Source organism: Syntrophobacter fumaroxidans MPOB (genome assembly GCF_000014965.1).
Taxonomy (GTDB): domain Bacteria; phylum Desulfobacterota; class Syntrophobacteria; order Syntrophobacterales; family Syntrophobacteraceae; genus Syntrophobacter; species Syntrophobacter fumaroxidans.
Map to the genome: position 1 here is coordinate 4,144,935 of NC_008554.1, position 15,965 is coordinate 4,160,899.

15 protein-coding genes are annotated in these 15,965 nt (G+C 61.7%); 7 read left to right on the plus strand and 8 right to left on the minus strand.

Features of this window, described 5'->3' with window-relative positions:
• Nucleotides 1-27: 27 nt before the first annotated feature.
• The 5 genes from SFUM_RS22665 to SFUM_RS17460 all read left to right on the plus strand — a co-directional run bounded on the left by SFUM_RS22665 (nucleotide 28) and on the right by SFUM_RS17460 (nucleotide 6,832).
• Nucleotides 28-171: a DUF3096 domain-containing protein gene (locus SFUM_RS22665; protein WP_011700175.1), complete on the plus strand. Its 144-nt coding sequence runs from the start codon at nucleotides 28-30 to the stop codon at nucleotides 169-171.
• Between the two features lie 83 nt (nucleotides 172-254).
• Entirely contained in the window at nucleotides 255-1,751 is a 1,497-nt protein-coding gene (locus SFUM_RS17445; RefSeq protein ID WP_011700176.1) for a TolC family protein, read from the plus strand.
• Nucleotides 1,744-2,973: an efflux RND transporter periplasmic adaptor subunit gene (locus SFUM_RS17450; protein ID WP_011700177.1), complete on the plus strand. Its 1,230-nt coding sequence runs from the start codon at nucleotides 1,744-1,746 to the stop codon at nucleotides 2,971-2,973. The genes SFUM_RS17445 and SFUM_RS17450 overlap by 8 nt, the downstream gene beginning before the upstream one ends.
• The gene (locus tag SFUM_RS17455) at nucleotides 2,970-6,248 is read left to right on the plus strand and encodes an efflux RND transporter permease subunit (protein ID WP_011700178.1); all 3,279 of its coding nucleotides are present in this window, start codon (nucleotides 2,970-2,972) and stop codon (nucleotides 6,246-6,248) included. Before SFUM_RS17450 ends, SFUM_RS17455 begins: the two co-directional genes overlap by 4 nt.
• Nucleotides 6,245-6,832 carry a DNA integrity scanning protein DisA nucleotide-binding domain protein gene (locus SFUM_RS17460; RefSeq protein ID WP_011700179.1) on the plus strand — a complete coding sequence of 196 codons (588 nt, stop codon included), beginning with the start codon at nucleotides 6,245-6,247 and terminating at the stop codon, nucleotides 6,830-6,832. Before SFUM_RS17455 ends, SFUM_RS17460 begins: the two co-directional genes overlap by 4 nt.
• 190 nt (nucleotides 6,833-7,022) lie before the next feature.
• On the opposite strand, the gene SFUM_RS17465 is transcribed toward SFUM_RS17460, so the two are convergent.
• The 4 genes from SFUM_RS17465 to SFUM_RS17485 all read right to left on the minus strand — a co-directional run bounded on the left by SFUM_RS17465 (nucleotide 7,023) and on the right by SFUM_RS17485 (nucleotide 10,957).
• Nucleotides 7,023-7,676 carry an HAD family hydrolase gene (locus SFUM_RS17465; protein ID WP_011700180.1) on the minus strand — a complete coding sequence of 218 codons (654 nt, stop codon included), beginning with the start codon at nucleotides 7,674-7,676 and terminating at the stop codon, nucleotides 7,023-7,025.
• Between the two features lie 66 nt (nucleotides 7,677-7,742).
• A complete protein-coding gene (locus SFUM_RS17470) occupies nucleotides 7,743-8,144 on the minus strand; it encodes a PilZ domain-containing protein (RefSeq protein WP_011700181.1) in 402 nt (133 codons plus the stop codon).
• 350 nt (nucleotides 8,145-8,494) lie between these two features.
• Nucleotides 8,495-9,376, minus strand: coding sequence for an ankyrin repeat domain-containing protein (locus tag SFUM_RS17475; protein ID WP_011700182.1), 882 nt, complete (start codon nucleotides 9,374-9,376; stop codon nucleotides 8,495-8,497).
• A gap of 684 nt (nucleotides 9,377-10,060) precedes the next feature.
• Nucleotides 10,061-10,957: a carbohydrate kinase family protein gene (locus SFUM_RS17485; protein ID WP_011700184.1), complete on the minus strand. Its 897-nt coding sequence runs from the start codon at nucleotides 10,955-10,957 to the stop codon at nucleotides 10,061-10,063.
• 712 nt (nucleotides 10,958-11,669) lie between these two features.
• On the opposite strand from SFUM_RS17485, the gene wrbA reads away from it, so the two are divergent.
• Nucleotides 11,670-12,284, plus strand: coding sequence for an NAD(P)H:quinone oxidoreductase (wrbA, locus tag SFUM_RS17490; protein WP_011700185.1), 615 nt, complete (start codon nucleotides 11,670-11,672; stop codon nucleotides 12,282-12,284).
• A gap of 204 nt (nucleotides 12,285-12,488) precedes the next feature.
• On the opposite strand, the gene SFUM_RS17495 is transcribed toward wrbA, so the two are convergent.
• The 3 genes from SFUM_RS17495 to SFUM_RS17505 all read right to left on the minus strand — a co-directional run bounded on the left by SFUM_RS17495 (nucleotide 12,489) and on the right by SFUM_RS17505 (nucleotide 13,974).
• Entirely contained in the window at nucleotides 12,489-12,911 is a 423-nt protein-coding gene (locus tag SFUM_RS17495) for a MauE/DoxX family redox-associated membrane protein (protein WP_011700186.1), read from the minus strand.
• 178 nt (nucleotides 12,912-13,089) lie between these two features.
• Nucleotides 13,090-13,608, minus strand: a complete 519-nt coding sequence (locus SFUM_RS23600; protein ID WP_011700187.1) for a thioredoxin family protein — start codon at nucleotides 13,606-13,608, stop codon at nucleotides 13,090-13,092.
• 18 nt (nucleotides 13,609-13,626) lie between these two features.
• The gene (locus tag SFUM_RS17505; protein ID WP_011700188.1) at nucleotides 13,627-13,974 is read right to left on the minus strand and encodes an ArsR/SmtB family transcription factor; all 348 of its coding nucleotides are present in this window, start codon (nucleotides 13,972-13,974) and stop codon (nucleotides 13,627-13,629) included.
• Between the two features lie 291 nt (nucleotides 13,975-14,265).
• On the opposite strand from SFUM_RS17505, the gene SFUM_RS17510 reads away from it, so the two are divergent.
• A complete protein-coding gene (locus tag SFUM_RS17510) occupies nucleotides 14,266-15,120 on the plus strand; it encodes a nitroreductase family protein (protein WP_011700189.1) in 855 nt (284 codons plus the stop codon).
• Nucleotides 15,121-15,145: 25 nt separating this feature from the next.
• On the opposite strand, the gene SFUM_RS17515 is transcribed toward SFUM_RS17510, so the two are convergent.
• Nucleotides 15,146-15,907 carry a LamB/YcsF family protein gene (locus SFUM_RS17515; protein WP_011700190.1) on the minus strand — a complete coding sequence of 254 codons (762 nt, stop codon included), beginning with the start codon at nucleotides 15,905-15,907 and terminating at the stop codon, nucleotides 15,146-15,148.
• Between the last annotated feature and the right edge of the window lie 58 nt (nucleotides 15,908-15,965).

Sequence of the window (15,965 nt, forward strand, 5' to 3'; positions counted from 1 at the left end):
CCGGCAACCTTGCGCCTGGAGAGTGAAATGAGTTATCCTCCACATGTACCGGTACAGGCAGTCGTATCCGTGATCACGGGCATTCTCATTTTGATCATGCCGAAACTCCTCAACTATATCGTCGCCATCTACCTGATCCTGTCGGGACTCCTGATGATGTTGCGGTATTGAGACCCGGTTCGGGATCGCCACTCGTGTCTGCTTCAGGGAATCCGCCTTGATCGGGTTTCACTGGGCCGTTTCGGGGGAACAGAATGAAAAGTCAATCGGGGCGCGGTGTCGCGAGACGTCGCTTTGAGAGCCACCGTGCCGTCTTTCTGTACGTACTGGGCGTGATCGCCGCGATCACCGTTTCGGGTTGTTCAACCACCGGCGATTCCGCCCCGAATGCGAACCCCGCGCTCCCGATCGAATCCCCGGTCCTCCCGCCCACGGCTCCGTCGATGGAGGACTCGGCCGGGAAGGGCGGCACCCTCACGGTGGACCGTGCAATACAGGAAGCCCTGAGCGTCAGTCCCGAGCTGGACCAGGCCAGAAGCAGAGTGGCCGCCGCCGGCGAACAGGTCAGGCAGGCCGAAGCCATGTTCTATCCGCGGATCGTGCTCTCCCAGGAGTACAACACCACGGACAATCCGGTTTATGCACTGATGTATATCATCAACCAGAGGCGTTTCCAGCCGACGATCGCCTTCAACGATCCCGGGCGGCAGCACGATGTGGTCTCCTCGGCTCAGGGAGAATGGGCGCTGTTCGAAGGCGGAAGCCGACGGTTCGACCGGAGCGCGGCGTTGAATCAGCGCCGGGCTCAACAGGACGAAGTTTTCGCCATGCGCAACCAGCTCGTGGCAAGGGTTACCGAGACCTACTACCAGTGGTTGCAGTCGTTGGTGTTCATCGACGTGGCGGAGAAAACGCTCGAAGCCGCTCAATTGGATCAAAGACTCGGTGAGGCGCGCTACAAGGCCGAAATGGCCTTGCCCAGCGAAGTGCTCCGGTTGAAAGCCCGTACGGCCGAGGTGCGCGGCAGCCTGGTCACTGCGAAATCGAGCGCCAGGCGTTTCCAGGCTGCTTTGGAACGCCTCATTGCCAGGTCCATTACCCAGGGGGAAATCCCGCGTCCGGAGCTTTCGTCGGATGAGCCGCCGCTTTCAGCCGCCGCGGAAGACGCCGATGCGCTCGTGGCTCAGGCTCTGAACCGGCGGCCGGAAATGGCGGCCATACGGTCGATGGTTCTCGCCGCGGGGGACCGCGTCAAGTCCGCTCGGGGGGGACTCCTGCCCAAGCTGTCCACCAGCGCGCGTTACCAGTGGGATTCGGAGGAGATCGTGGACGGCGAGGGAAGCTGGATGTTCGGCATACAAGCCGCCTGGCCGATTTTTGAGGGGGGAATGACGTGGTCGCGGATCGCTGAGGCCCGGTCCCGTCTGCAGGAAGTGCAGGCGAAGGGCAGGCAGATCGCGCTGGACATCGCCCTGGAAGTCCAACAGGCGGCCCTGGCCGTCCAGGAGGCTGCGGAGAAGATCAAGGTTGCCGACGAGCGTCGGGCATGGGCCGAGAAGGCCCTGCGGGAGGTGCGGTTCATTTTCGAGAAGCAGATTGCCGGCGTGGACTCCCTGCTGCAGGCCGAAGTGTCGTGGAACCAGGCGGAAGTGGCCTACACGGCGGCCGTATTTGAAGGCCGGATTGCCCATGCGCTGCTCAGAAAATCCCTGGGGGACTTCGCGGAATGGTTGGAGGCCAAGCATGAATAAGGCGCAGGAAGACGAAAAACGCAGGAAAGTCTTCAGGGAAACATTGAAGGCCTCCGGTGCGGTTCTCATTCTGGTTCTGCTGATGGCCTGGCTTGCCGGGGGCTTCTTGAAGAAGGTGCGACCCGGCCCCGCCCAACCCGTGGCGCCGGAGCCCGGAGTCAGGATGCAGGCAGTGGAGCGGCGCACTTTCCCGACAGTCGTCGAACAGGTCGGAACGGTCAGATCCCGGGCAGAGGCCCGCGTCTCCAGCCGAATCATCGCGCAGGTCAGGGAAATCCTGGTGCGCGAAGGCGATTCGGTGGTCGGTGCGGATGAGAAGGACGGGAAACCGACGGTCATGGCGCGCCTGGATGACGGCGACATTCAGGCCCGTCTGCGCCAGGCGGAGGCACAACTGGCTGCGGTCGGGAGGGCCAAGGAAGTTTCCTCCGCCCGGTTGGGCGCCGCCAGGTCCCAGGTGGAGGCAGTGCGGGCGAACCGCGAAAAAGCGTTTTCCGACTACAAACGCTACGCGGAGCTGAAGCGTGACCAAGCCGCCACGGGCCAGCAGGTCGAGCATGCCCGCGCGCTTCGAAATGCCACGGAAGCTCAACTGCAGGGTTCGATCAAAGAAGTGCAGGTCGCTCGAGGAGAGCTCGAGAGGGTGGAGGCTCAGCGGGAACATGCGGAGGCTGCCGTTGCGGAAGCTCGGGCCATGCTGGACTACACGATTATCCGGGCTCCTTTTTCGGGCAAGGTGATCCGGAAGATGGTCGATGTGGGGGACATGGCCTCCCCGGGACAGCCCCTGTTCCTGCTGGAAGCCCGGTCGGCACCGGAGCTGCACGCCCAGGTGACGGAATCCCTGGTGCCCTTCCTCAAGACGGGTCAGGAATTCAGCATTCGAATCGATGCCCTGGACTGCTCGTTCCCGGGGGTACTCAGCGAAATCGTTCCCAGGTCCGACCCCGTCACCCGAACGGTCCAGGTCAAGGTGAGTCTCCCCCCGGACGAGCGGCTCATCAATGGTCTCTACGGCAGGCTTCCCATTTCTCGCGGTCACTATGAAACCCTGGTGGTGCCTGCGGCCGCGGTGCAACAGAGCGGCCAGCTCGATTTCGTGCGCGTGGTGGGTGCGGACGGCGCAACGCGCAGGCGCTTTGTCACTCTCGGCCGGCGACAAGAGGGCCTTGTCGAGGTTCTCACGGGTCTGAAGGAAGGCGAGAAGGTTGTCGCGCCATGAATGAACCGGGTCATTCCTCACATCACTGGATGAGCAAAATTGTCGAGGCCTTCCTCAAGGGCAACCTCTCCGTACTGTTCATCCTCATCAGCCTGATTGCCGGTTCCGTGGCGCTCCTCATCACGCCCCGCGAGGAGGATCCGCAGATCGTGGTGCCCATCGCGGATGTGCTCATCAGTATGCCAGGGGCTTCCGCGCGCGAGGTCGAGCGCCAGGTTTCGACCCGCCTGGAGAAGCTCCTGTACCAGATCGACGGGGTGGAATACGTCTACTCCACGAGCTTCCCGTCACAGGCGATCGTTACGGTGCGCTTCTTCGTGGGAGAAGACAGGGAACGGAGCTGGGTGAAGCTCCACAACAAGATCCAGGCCAACATCGACCACGTGCCGCCGGGAGTTGCCGGGTGGGTGGTCAAACCCGTGGAAATCGATGACGTGCCCATCGTCAACCTGACGCTTTACAGCGCCGAGTACGGCGACTTCGAGCTGCGCCGCATGGCCGAGGAGCTCGAGATCCGCCTGCAGGCCGTGAACAATGCCGGGCGGACCTACATTGCGGGAGGAAGACCCCGCCAGATCTCGGTCGGCCTGTCCCCGCAGCTCATGGCCGGCCGCAACATCTCCCTGCTGGAAGTCCAGCAGGCCGTCAAGGCGGCCAACGTGGCCTTGCCCGCGGGGAACCTCACGAGAGACAACCGGGAAATCCGGTTCGACGCCGGCCGATTCCTGTCATCGACGAAGGACGTGGAGGGCCTCGTGGTCGGCGTCCATGAGGGGAGACCGGTGTTTCTGAAGGAAATCGCCACGGTCACGGACGGTCCCGCGGAAGCGCAGTGTTACACGCGCATTGCCCTCGGCGAGCGGGCCCATTCCGGCATGGACCCTCTGGCGTCGAAGGGTCCGCTTCCCGCCGGGATTCGGCCTTTCGCCGACTACCCCGCCGTGACCGTTGCCGTGGCCAAGCGCAAAGGGACCAATGCGGTATGGGTGTCCGAGGAAGTCAAGAAACAGGCGGAACGGTTTGCCCATGAAATCCTGCCGGAAGGCGTTCATCTCAGGGTGACCCGGGATTTCGGGCAAAGTGCGGATGACAAGGTGAACGAATTGGTGGAAGCGCTGCTGGTCGCCATAGTCATCGTGGTGATCCTTCTTGCGTACAGTCTTGGCTGGCGGGAGGGCATCATCATCGCACTGGCCGTGCCCGTCACTTTCAGTTTCACTTTGCTGATCAATTTCTTCCTCGGTTACACCATCAACCGCGTGACGCTTTTTGCCCTGATCCTGTCCCTCGGGCTGGTCGTCGACGACCCCATCGTGGACGTGGAAAACATTCACCGGCATTTTTCCCTTCGCAAGGAACCGCCTGAACGGGCCGTGGTGAGCGCGGTGAACGAGGTCCGGCCGCCGATCATTCTGGCCACCTTTGCGGTCATCATTTCATTTGTCCCCATGTTTTTCATCACCGGGATGATGGGTCCCTACATGGCGCCCATGGCGCTCAACGTGCCGGTGGCCATGCTGATGAGCCTTCTCGTCGCCTTCACCATCACCCCATGGCTTTCCCTCCACATGTTGCGCCGTACTTACGATCGACCGCACGAAAAGGAACCCGTCCCCGAGGAGGACGCGCTCCACAGGATTTACTCCGGGATCATGACGGCGGTCATCCGGCGCCGCGACCTGCGCTGGGGCATCCTGGGAACGGTGGTGATCCTTCTGATCTTCTCCGGCTGGCTCGTCACTTCGCACCGGGTGCCCTTGAAGATGCTCCCCTTCGACAACAAGAACGAGTTCCTCGTTGTGATCGACATGCCCAGGGGTACCGCCCTGGAGACAACCGAAGCGGCTGCGCGGGCCATGGCGGACTACCTGGTCCGTGTGCCCGAGGTGACCGATGTCACCACCCACGCGGGGATAAGCGGTCCGATCGATTTCAACGGGTTGGTTCGGCACTATTACCTGAGGCAGGGGGCGCACGTCGCGGATGTTCACGCCAACCTGGTGGGGAAAAAGCACAGAAGCCTGCAGAGCCATGCCGTCGCGCTTCGGCTTCGCAATGATCTCCAGGATATCGCAATCAGGCACGGCGCCAACATCAAGATCGTGGAAAGCCCCCCCGGACCTCCGGTGATCGCCACCCTGGTTGCGGAAGTCTATGGGCGTTCGGAGCAACCCTACGCGGAATTGGTCGAGGCCGCATCGGTCGTGCGCCGGCACATGGAGGAATTGCGCGGGGTTGTGGACGTGGACGATGTCGTGGTGGCTCCCCAGGGCAGGACCGTGTTCCGGGTGGATCGCACCAAGGCGTCCATGAGCGGCATCACCGACGAAATGATCGCCCTGAGTCTGCGCGGGCTTGTGGAGGGAGCCGTTCCAGGCCCGCTCAGGGTTGAAAACGAAGTCTATCCTCCATCGATCAAGCTCCGTCTGCCCAGGGAGGATCGCGCCCTGAAGGCCGACCTCGACCAGATGATGATCAAGGGGGCGACGGGAGCGGGAGTGTTCCTGTCCGAACTGGGAACTTTCGAAGAGGAAGCGATCGACCAGCCCATCTATCACAAGAACCTCAAACCGGTCGTGTACGTATTCGGGGAGACCGCCGGCCTGCCTCCCCCCGAAGCGGTGATCAGCCTGAGTGAAAGGACCGCGACGGACCAACGGCTCAAGGAATTCGAAGTGATCTGGTCGGGAGAAGGGGAATGGGACATCACGCTCCGGGTGTTCCGCGACCTGGGGATTGCGTTCGGCGTTGCCGTCCTGGGCATTTACATCCTCCTGCTCTACCAGACCGGGAGCTATCTGCTTCCGGCCATCCAGTTGATCGCCCTGCCGCTTTCGGTCATCGGCATTCTTCCCGGGTTCTGGGTGCTGAACCTCATCAGCGGCGGGCCGGTGGGCGGGTGGGGTAACCCGGTTTACTTCACGGCGACCGCCATGATCGGTATGATCGCCCTGGCGGGCATCGCCACCAGAAATTCCATTCTGCTCATTGAATTCGTCGAAGCGAGGAGGCAGGAGGGCAGGGCCCTGGTTGCATCTTTGATCGAAGCGGGCGCTCTGCGGACAAGGCCCATCTTCCTTACCTCCTTTGCGGCAATGCTTGCCGCATGGCCGATCACCCTCGATCCGATCTTCTCCGGATTGGCATGGGCACTCATTTTCGGGATAGCCGTCTCCACCTTCTTCACGCTGATCGTTGTGCCGCTGGTCTACTACATGGCTTACCGGCGTACGGGGGAAGACCGAATCACATACGGGGAGAACAAAACTTCATGAAAATGCCCGATGATCTTTTCTGCGAGGTGTGCTCGGAGAAGCGCGGGATCAATCCGGAAACGCTGAAACAGGTCATGATCCTGGCGGTGGAGATTGCCCGCGAGGGGAGAGAAGGCCGGCGGATCGGGACGATGTTCATCGTTTCGGATACCGATGAGGTGCTCAAGCACTCCAGGAACCTTATCCTCGATCCGCTCCTGGGACACCCCGACCACCTGAAGCGCATCGAAGACCCGAATGCGCGCGAGACCATCAAGGAACTGGCCCAGCTGGACGGCGCCTTCATCGTCTCCGACGACGGCGTGGTGGTGTCGGCCTGTCGTTATGTCGATGCGTTCTCGGAGGGGATCAACCTGCCCCTGGGACTCGGCAGCAGGCACATGGCCGCCGCCTCGATCACCAAACAAACGCAATCGGTGGCCGTGGTGGTTTCCGAGAGCTCCGTCGTCAGGGTCTTCGACGATGGCGAAATCGTGTCCGAGATCATCCCGGAACTGTGGATGTTCAAGCGATACGGTTCCCATTGGGCCGTTGACGGGAAGAAGCTCGAGGAAGAAATCTCCGCGGTGACCGATTTGCCTTGAAACAGGGGCCGTGTCGTCTACAAGGGCTTTAGCGGGTGAAGCCGGCGGAGGAACCAGGAAAGAACCCGGGGACCCTTTGGCGCGACAACCGCGTTTTCGACCCGCGGGCTGCAACGCTCCGCCTCCAACGAGTCAGGCGGGGCGCGGGGCGTCCTGGAGAGACAGCGAGAGCGGGTGGTTCAATCGCCCCTCAAAGGAGGGGCAGCAGCTCGAGCGGATTCCTGATGAGCGCCATGGCGCCGGCGGACAGGAGCTCATCGGCCGTACGGAATCCCCAGAGCGCTCCCACCGCGAACATGCCGGCCGCCGTTGCAGTCCGCATGTCGGTTGCGGTGTCGCCCAGATAGAGGAACCTGCCGGGCGATATGCCGCTCAGTCCGGCGATTTCCAAAGCCGCGGCAGGGTCGGGCTTCCGCGGCACGGACATCCTCTCTCCAAACACGTGGTCGAACCGCCACCGGCCCAGCAGCTCTCCGACGACCTTCCTGGTGAAATCGTGGGGTTTGTTTGAGAGGACGGAAATCCTGACATTCAGTCCGGCAAGTGCATCGAGAAGCTCGGGGATCCCTTCGTAGAGGCGGGTCTTCGCGTTCCACCGGTTCGCGTATTCCTCGCGCATGCGATCAAAACACTCCGCCACGAGGGCCTCGTCGCTGCGGCGCTCTTCCGGAAGCGCTCTGCGGACCAGATTTTCCATCCCATTGCCCACAAAGTACTTGTATCGATCCAGGCTGTGGACCGGGAAGTTGTTCTGCCGCAATACCGTGTCCATCGAATCGGCGAGATCCTCGAGGCTGTCGAGGAGGGTCCCGTCCACATCGAAGATCACTGCCTGGTGCTTCATCGATTCCTCAAGGCATGGAACGTTACCGGGGAAAAAAGAATGTGCGACGAAACGGTCGAAAAACGTTCATGATTGCTGTGAAAGAGCAATCGGTTCGATACCCTTCTTGAAATTGCGGATCACCGACTTCAACCGGTTGCCGCTCTCACCCGCAATCTCGGAAAAGGAGACCCCGACCCAGAAAACGCGGCATTCGGGGTCCAGATTGTACCAGGTGAACAACACCGGCAGCGTAAGGGGTGCATCGCCCGCGGGCAGCGTGAGCTCGTAGTCCACGGCATCCTCCCGGATAAACAGATGTTGAGTGCCGATTTGCAGCCGTTCAAGCGCGATTCGTGCCCCTCCCAGGGACAGGTCGAGGATCTTCACGGGAACAGAGTCATCGGATTCAGGTGACTTGCAGCGCAGAAAAGCATCCAACTTCACCGGGTATCTCTTGTGTTTCCTACGGTCTCGAAAGGGCCACATGTTCGGTTTCTCCGTCCGAGTTCGTTCAGAACGGGTACACCCCCGGCACCGAAAGCCGGAATGGCCCGGTTCTTCGTGTGTACGAACCGGTCCGGTTGTTCGGGGAGACTGCGCTTGGGGCGCCAGTCTCGGGTCGCAATCCCCGCCCCGACCACTCAAGTTGTGTGGTCAGTCATCAAATCCGGGCGAACCTTGCGTCCGCCCACCCCAAAAGGAACGTATTGAATAGATCGGCTTGCCCTGGTTCGTGGTTCCCCGCCTTCCGAGCGCCGAGCGGGCCTGGACGATTGGAAATCCGGACTCCGCATTCCCCACCGTGCTCGAAAGGCGCATGATCGCTTGCGCACCGGCTAATAAAAAGAACTTTTCCTGGTTCGGTTGTTGTTGGCCTTGGCGCGCCCCCGGCTGCTGTCTCTCAGCACCCGGTAAATATCGGCCTTGTCCAGAGCCGACGCATAAGTGATCGGCGCCAGGTTGTTCAAATCCCTCGTCTCGGTATCGGCGCCCGCAGCCACCAGCAGCTTGACGACCTCCAGATTGCCATGAACCGTGGCAACGGTAAGGGCGGTTCGGCCAAACTGATCCTGGATCTCGAGGTTCGCTCCCTGGCTCATCAGCGAGCGCGCCACTTCGGGATGGCCGTACTTGGCGGCATAGATCAGGGCCGTCTGGCCTTCCGCATCCTGGAGATTCACCATTGCATTCTGCGAAGCCAGGTACATCACGATGTCCAGGTTGCCGCTCATGGCCGCACCCATCAGAGCCGTCGAGCCTTTCTTCCGCAAGGTCGGTCCCTCGTCGGTGCTCTTGAGGTTCACATCGGCGCCGGCAGCGACCAGCATTTCCGCGATGTCGCGACGCCCCGCCCAGGACGCCTGCATCAGTGCCGTGGCTCCGTAGGCGTCGTGCAGGTTGACTTCAGCCCCCAGGCTGAGCAGGTCGGCGACAATGTCGGAATACCCTTGGACGGATGCCAGCATGAGCGGCGTCATTCCTTCCCGGTCCCTCGCATTGATATTGGCGCCTTGGGAAACGATCTTCCGAATCTTGTGCGATTTCCCTTTGACTGCCGCATCGAGGAGATCTACATTCGCCCGTTCGGTTCTGGCGGCAGCCTCTCGCTTTTTCTGGTCGGTGGGATCCACCTTCTGTTGGCAAATCGCCGAGGACGAGAAAAGGAAAACCAACAAACACACCGCCGCTCCGTAAAATATGCCTTTCCCCTGTTTCATCGTCTATCTCCTGTTGATGCGTTTTATCGTGATCCCCACAGTTGTCTATTCCGGAAAAAAGCGATCTCGGAGTCTCGCATATCAAGAACGATCGATGAGTTCATTTTCCTGATATACGTTCATGCAAGCATGCAACCGCACTCCAACCACAATATTTAAGCTTAATCCCATTTTGCATCTCTATTGACAAGCAGTTTTTCCCTGTCCGCCCCGGCTGCAAATCCAGGCAGACCCTCGCCCGCCTTCCTCCCGCCGGGCGTCCCGCGCCGGTTTTGAGCCGGTACACGTTCCCGGAATGGTAACGGTTGCCTCGAACATCTTCCCGCTGAGCTGTGGGATGCGGAGCTGACCGGAAACCTGGATCGCCTCGGCCCCTCGCTTCCCGGGCCGAAGAACAAGGAGCCGTTTCTCCAGGTTTCGCCCGCCGGTGTCGCCGTCACCCGCATGGATGATCCGTTGACCGCCGCAAAGCGCCCGCAGAACCTCGGTCTCCGCAGAGCCGCAAGGTTCGGCGAGCATTCCCATGCGGATATCGTCCATCCGTCGCCGCCCCGAAAAGGCCTCTGCCTGCCTCTTCCCTCATATTCCGGCTACTCCGATTCCGAGCAGAAAGTCGCTCCCCATTGCACTTGAATCAATCGGCATATCCGTTCGATACCATAAATATAACGAGAAGAAGAAACATTATTCGAAAACAGGTCCCACGGACGAAAGAAAATCATGGACTTCACCCCGCCAGGGGATCCCCGTCCTCGCGCCGACCTTCCCGCATGTCAGGGCCGCCGCCGCGCTCGCATAGCGCAGTAGCGCGGGAAATTCCAGGGACTGCGCGATGCCCAGGGCGAAGGTGCCGTGGAAGACGTCCCCCGCCCCGGTGGTGTCGCGCACGGGTACTGAGAAGGCGGGCAGCGCGCCCGATGCTTCCCCCTTCTTCCAGACAAGTCCGTTCCCGCCCAGAGTGATCACCGCGCAGGGTGCAAGCCGGCCAAGTACGTCGAGAGCGAGTTGCGGATCATCCCGGCCGGTGAACCGGCGGGCGAATTTCTCGGAAGCCACCAGGTAATCGACCAGGGGGGCCAATTCCCGGGTTCCATCGTGAAGCGAGCCGGCGTCGAGGACCGTGGGAATTCCGGCGGCCCGCGCGGACCGCGCCAGGGAAGAAGAGATAATCGGTTCATGACCGTCGAAGAGAATGACGCCCGGGCGGCAGAGCGAAAGATCGAGGGTGAAGGCTGAGAGGGAAGGGGTGGCGGCTCTGTGGTTCACAACCGTGCGGGTGCCGTCGGGCTTGACGAGAATGACGGAAAGCGGTGTCGGATGAACCCCGCGAACAATGAAGTCCGTGAGAACCCCTTCCGCTTCCAGTTCGCTGAAATGCAGGCATCCGTATGCGTCGGCCCCGAGATAAGCCGCGAGGGCGCCGGAGCCTCCAAGCCTGGCCACGGTCACGGCCGCGTTTGCGGCAGGCCCGCCGCCGCAGGCCCACATGCCGGCGGCGAGGCACTTCTCATCCTCTCCGGGATGATGATCCACCAGCATGATCAGATCGTATGACGCATGTCCGACACAAAGAACATCCATCGTCGGATCGCCCCCGTGCAAAATCGTAACGCGCGCCGTTCCCGCCGATGCTCGCGCCCTGACGGGACACTTTCGCTCCTGCATCCGGTTCGGCCACAAGCATACCTGACCTTGCGTCCCCGCACTACACAAAATCCCGCGTGCATGAAAACCCTTGGGATCGCCCTCCGCTCGCAGTGAATCGTGTTTCTCCCGCCCAGTGAACGGAATGGCTCAATACGGAGGCACCTCCCTTCGATGAAAACAAAACTGGAATCGCGGCCCTTGATGCTTACATTAGGCTCATGCGCGCCGCCGGTTCACTGATGGGCCATGTGAATTCTCACATCGCGGATGGGACGATCCGCCGGTTTGGGGATGCCCGGGGCGCTTTTTCGTCAGGGCCCGTTGTCATGGGGTGAGGGCGGCGACAGCCATCCTCGATGGCGCCGACAAACTCATTCCGGTGATCGGCCGCTTCGACTGAAGCGGATTGATGAGGCAGGGCGGGCATGAGAGGACAATCGATGGGTCCCGGTTCATCTCACGGAGGAAGGCGTTCGCCCGGCAGCGCGGATCTCGCTGAAGGTCCCGGTGATCGCGCCGGGAATGAACGCTCTTTGGTGTACGCAACAGCAGGAAGGCGGACGTTTGTGCGAGCAACCGGGGTCCGCCCGCCGCGCGGGCTGCCGGCCCACTTCCCCGGGTGCTTTACGGAAGGGAGGAATATGGAATGAAGGTGTTGATCGTGTTCTATTCGATGTACGGCCATATCTATCGAATGGCGGAAGCCGTCGCGGAGGGGGTTCGCTCGGTTGATGGGGCGGAGGCGGTGTTGCGCCGCGTCCCGGAGACACTGTCGGCGGAAATCCTGGCGAGTATGGGGGCAACCGAGGCGCAGAAACAATTTGCGCACATTCCCGTGTGCACGGTCGACGAGCTCGGCGCCGCGGATGCGGTCATTTTCGGGACGCCGACCCGTTTCGGAAACATGGCCGGGCAGATGCGCCAGTTCCTGGACGCCACCGGCCGGCTTTGGGTGAGCGGGGCGTTGGTCGGGAAGGCGGGAAGCGTCTTCACAAGCTCCAACACTCAGCACGGAGGCCAGGAATCGACGATCCTGTCTTTTCACATCAATCTGCTCCACCAGGGCATGGTCATCGTCGGATTGCCGTATTCATTCCAGGGGCAGTCGACGATGGACGAGATCACGGGCGGATCACCCTATGGCGCGTCGACGATCGCCGGTCCGACGGGAGCCCGGACCCCCAGCGACAACGAACTGGCGGGGGCAAGGTATCAAGGCAGGCATGTCGCGGAAATAGCTCGCAAGCTGACGCGAAACTAGCTCGATGCGGCTTTCCATATAGCCGCCATTGGCGGGGGGCCGGCGGGAGACCACCCCGCCGAAACCACGGACGGGATTCCGGAAGCTGCGCCGGAGTCCGGGGGTTCTTCCGGATTTCGGCCGCCGCCCGCAGAACGCTCGCTGTACCGCGGTGGGGCTCCATCATGCGCCGAAGCGGTAACCCGGGGCGTCGAGGCGCATCAGTCAGCCGTTGCGGCGTCGAAAGACCTGGTAGCAAAGCGAAATGCCCAGGATCAAAAAGAGGCTGTCCCGGATGACGTACCAGGTCGTTTGCGGGTTGTCCGCCGGGCTGGTGGTAAAACATCCGCAGTGGACGTTCAAACCCCTGGCCAGATTGAAAACCAGGGTTCCAAAGAAGGTCAGAAACAGGAGAACGGACAGAAGCGCAACTCCGGGCAGCCATATCCCCGCCAGCAGCAGGACCCCCATCACCAGCTCGATCCAGGGAAGAACGATCGCGATCGGATTGATCATGCCGTTCGGGAGCACTTGGTAATTGTACACGATCTGGGCAAAGGCCCCCGGATGGATGATCTTGTCGATGCTGGCGGCGATGAAAATCGTCCCTGTCGCCAAGCGCAGGCATAGCAGCAAAGGTCTTTTCAAACCAGGGCCTCCGTTTCTTGTGCTCCAATGCCGGCGGGGCGTCCCGGCTCTCGCGGCGTGAACTGCCTCCTCCCCCGGCGGGATGTCCCGCAAAGGATTCCCCGACCGCGTTCCGCCGTTTGCGTCGCAGCTCCGGCCGGCCGTAGCCCGGTTCACGGGCCTTCAGGCCGGCACCCCTTCATTCCGTTCGCGCCGCGGCCTCGGCGACGGCCCGGGCGATGAACTTCTCGATCTGGCTCTTGGGCGGCACGGTGCCGACCGAATAGGCCTTGCCGTCGATCACGAGTGCCGGGACGCCCATCAGCCCGTAACCCGCGATTTCCTTATAGTCGGTCACATGTTCCACACTGCCCGGCAGCCGGTTTTCGCTCAAAACTTCCATGACCAGCTGCGTCAGCTTGTCGCATTGGTTGCAGCCCGCTCCCAGGACTTTGATATCCAGCCCTTCGCGCGGCGCTTCCGTGTAAGGCTGCCCCGTGAATTTGCGAAATTCCCGGATGAAAGCCCGACCGTATTCCTCCCTGGCGGAGGCGGGGATGTAGTTCTGCCGGCCGAGATGATTCATCATGTATTCGATGATTTCTTTCTCGTCCCTGCCCGCGTGGCTCTCGGCCATTTCCTCCAGGAGGCTTCGCAGTCCAACGAGACTGATGGACTGTCTGCCCACGGTGATCCGGGTGATGTCCTTTTCAGCCATTGCATCCCTCCCAATACTTCAGGATTTCCGGCAGATGTCTTCCCGCCTGATATGGGGCAACCGTTCCAGGAGCCCGCGCACCTCGGGATCGTCGCCCAGCCAATCCCCGAGATTTTCGAGCAGGGCGGCGGCGTATGGGTTTTCACGAGTTTCGTTCAGGTGATAGTTTACCCAGAGTCCCTGCTTTCGACAGGTCACGAGGCCGGCGTCCTCGAGCGTTTTGAGATGCTTGGAGACGGTCGGCTGCGCCAGTTTCAGAGCGGACTGAATCTCGCAAACACACATGCTCTTGTGTTCGAGCATTTTCAGGATTTTCACCCGGCCGGGATCCGACAAGGCTTTCATGACCCGGATGAACGCTCTCATATCCACCCCCCCCGCTATATATTCTTAGAAAGAAATATACTGGGATGCCTCCCCTCGGGTCAAGTCCCTAACGCGCGGCCCGCAATTCTCCGTGCATCCGCGGCTTTTCCGTCGCCCGTCGCGGGGCCGATCTTTCTCCAGAATCGGAGACTCTTGATCGTCGCGTGATTTTCCATTACTAATACGCGTGCCGGGACAAAGGTCGCCGATGTGGACCGTCTTGTGAACCGGGTTGGACCGGGCTGGGCCGCGCTGTGCCCATGGCAGCGGATTGCAGGAAAGGACTCAGGAATGGCATTGATTCGCGTCGACAGGGATAAGTGTGACAAGGACGGGGCCTGCGTGGAAGTGTGCCCTCTCGGCATTCTCGCCCTGGATGAGGAAAAGGGGCCGGTGACTCGGCCGGGTTCCGCCATGCTGTGTATCGGGTGCGGCCACTGCGTGGCGGTTTGCCCTCACGGAGCGCTCGACAACGTGAAAAATCCGCTGCAAAGCCAGGTGCCTTACGAGCGGGCCGAGCTGCCCGACGCCCGCGCGGCATTCACGTTTCTGAGAGCGCGCCGTTCGGTGCGGCGCTATCTCGATCGGCCCGTGCCGCGCGAAACGACGCGGCAACTCCTTGAAATCGCCCGATTCGCTCCTTCGGGCCACAACAGCCAGGGCCTCTCGTACCTTGCAGTCGAAGGGCGCGAGGCGATCGGTGAAATGACCGTGCTGGTGACCGAGTGGATGCGCCGGCTGATCCGTGAGAAACACCCGATTGCCCGGAGTTTTCACATGGAGGCGATCGTCAAGTTCTGCGAAAGCGGGGACGATCGCATTCTGAGGAATGCGCCCCTTGTGATCGTCGCCATGGCGCCGAAAACGGTGGAGCAGATAGCGCAGATTTCGACCTGCCTGGCCCTCGAATATGTCGAGCTCTACGCTCCGGCCCTGGGCCTGGGGACATGCTGGGCCGGCTATGCCCAGGCCTGCGCGCGCGAATATGCACCGCTCCTGAAGTACCTGAAACTCCCGGCGGACCGGGCCGTCACCGGCATGTTGATGGCGGGGTTCCCGAAATACCATTACCATCGGCTGCCGGAACGCAACCCGCTGGATCTCGTGTGGTTCGACGAGATGGGATCGGCGCCATCCGGGCCATGAACCGTTCTCCCGTCCGGCCCCGTGGCTACTGCGCTCCCATGGCGACCACCCGGACCCCCGAGGTTTCCAGCGCCTCGCGAATGCTCGCGGCCAGAAGACAGGCTCCGGGATTGTCGCCGTGGACACACAAAGTGTCCGCCCGGAGCGCCAGGTCGCGACCGTCGATGCTGGTCATCATCCCGGTCCGGACGAGTTTCAGGACGCGCTCCTTCACCTGTTCCGGATCGTGGATCACGGCACCCGGCATGGAACGCGGGGCCAGTTGACCGGTGGTCAGGTAGGCCCGGTCCGGAAAGACCTCCGCGGCAACCCGCAACCCCGCATCCGCCGCCATTTGCGCACACAGGGATCCGGCCAGGGTCACCAGGATCAGGCCGGGATCATAGGCCTTCACCGCTTCGATCACTTCCTTTGCCGTCCGCTCGTCCCTGGCCGCCAGGTTGTACATCGCCCCGTGGGGTTTGACGTGCTGGAGCTTCACCCCGGCGGCCCCGGCGAACGCAGCCAGTGCTCCGATCTGGTACAAAATGTAGTTCCTGACCTCGCCGGGAAAGGTCTCCAGGTTGCGCCGACCGTATCCGAGGAGGTCCGGGTAGCCGGGGTGAGCGCCCACGGCGACGCCGTGCCTTGCGGCAAGCTCCAGGGTCCGGGCCATGATCATCGGGTCGCCTGCGTGCCAGCCGCATGCGACGTTGGCCGAAGTGATGCAGGGCATGACCTTCTCGTCTTCCCCGATCCTGTAGGAACCGAAACTCTCGCCCATGTCACAATTGATGTCGGTCCGCATCGTCGACTCGCATCCTTTCCGGTCTGGAATGGTAAGGGTTCGGGACGGCCGGCGCGTA

Bases quoted from the DNA above. Each gene is read 5' to 3' on its own strand.
- SFUM_RS22665 (WP_011700175.1), top strand. From the start codon at position 28: ATGAGTTATCCTCCACATGTACCGGTACAGGCAGTCGTATCCGTGATC.
- SFUM_RS17445 (WP_011700176.1), top strand. From the start codon at position 255: ATGAAAAGTCAATCGGGGCGCGGTGTCGCGAGACGTCGCTTTGAGAGC.
- SFUM_RS17450 (WP_011700177.1), top strand. From the start codon at position 1,744: ATGAATAAGGCGCAGGAAGACGAAAAACGCAGGAAAGTCTTCAGGGAA.
- SFUM_RS17455 (WP_011700178.1), top strand. From the start codon at position 2,970: ATGAATGAACCGGGTCATTCCTCACATCACTGGATGAGCAAAATTGTC.
- SFUM_RS17460 (WP_011700179.1), top strand. From the start codon at position 6,245: ATGAAAATGCCCGATGATCTTTTCTGCGAGGTGTGCTCGGAGAAGCGC.
- SFUM_RS17465 (WP_011700180.1), bottom strand. From the start codon at position 7,676: ATGAAGCACCAGGCAGTGATCTTCGATGTGGACGGGACCCTCCTCGAC.
- SFUM_RS17470 (WP_011700181.1), bottom strand. From the start codon at position 8,144: ATGTGGCCCTTTCGAGACCGTAGGAAACACAAGAGATACCCGGTGAAG.
- SFUM_RS17475 (WP_011700182.1), bottom strand. From the start codon at position 9,376: ATGAAACAGGGGAAAGGCATATTTTACGGAGCGGCGGTGTGTTTGTTG.
- SFUM_RS17485 (WP_011700184.1), bottom strand. From the start codon at position 10,957: ATGGATGTTCTTTGTGTCGGACATGCGTCATACGATCTGATCATGCTG.
- wrbA (WP_011700185.1), top strand. From the start codon at position 11,670: ATGAAGGTGTTGATCGTGTTCTATTCGATGTACGGCCATATCTATCGA.
- SFUM_RS23600 (WP_011700187.1), bottom strand. From the start codon at position 13,608: ATGGCTGAAAAGGACATCACCCGGATCACCGTGGGCAGACAGTCCATC.
- SFUM_RS17505 (WP_011700188.1), bottom strand. From the start codon at position 13,974: ATGAGAGCGTTCATCCGGGTCATGAAAGCCTTGTCGGATCCCGGCCGG.
- SFUM_RS17510 (WP_011700189.1), top strand. From the start codon at position 14,266: ATGGCATTGATTCGCGTCGACAGGGATAAGTGTGACAAGGACGGGGCC.
- SFUM_RS17515 (WP_011700190.1), bottom strand. From the start codon at position 15,907: ATGCGGACCGACATCAATTGTGACATGGGCGAGAGTTTCGGTTCCTAC.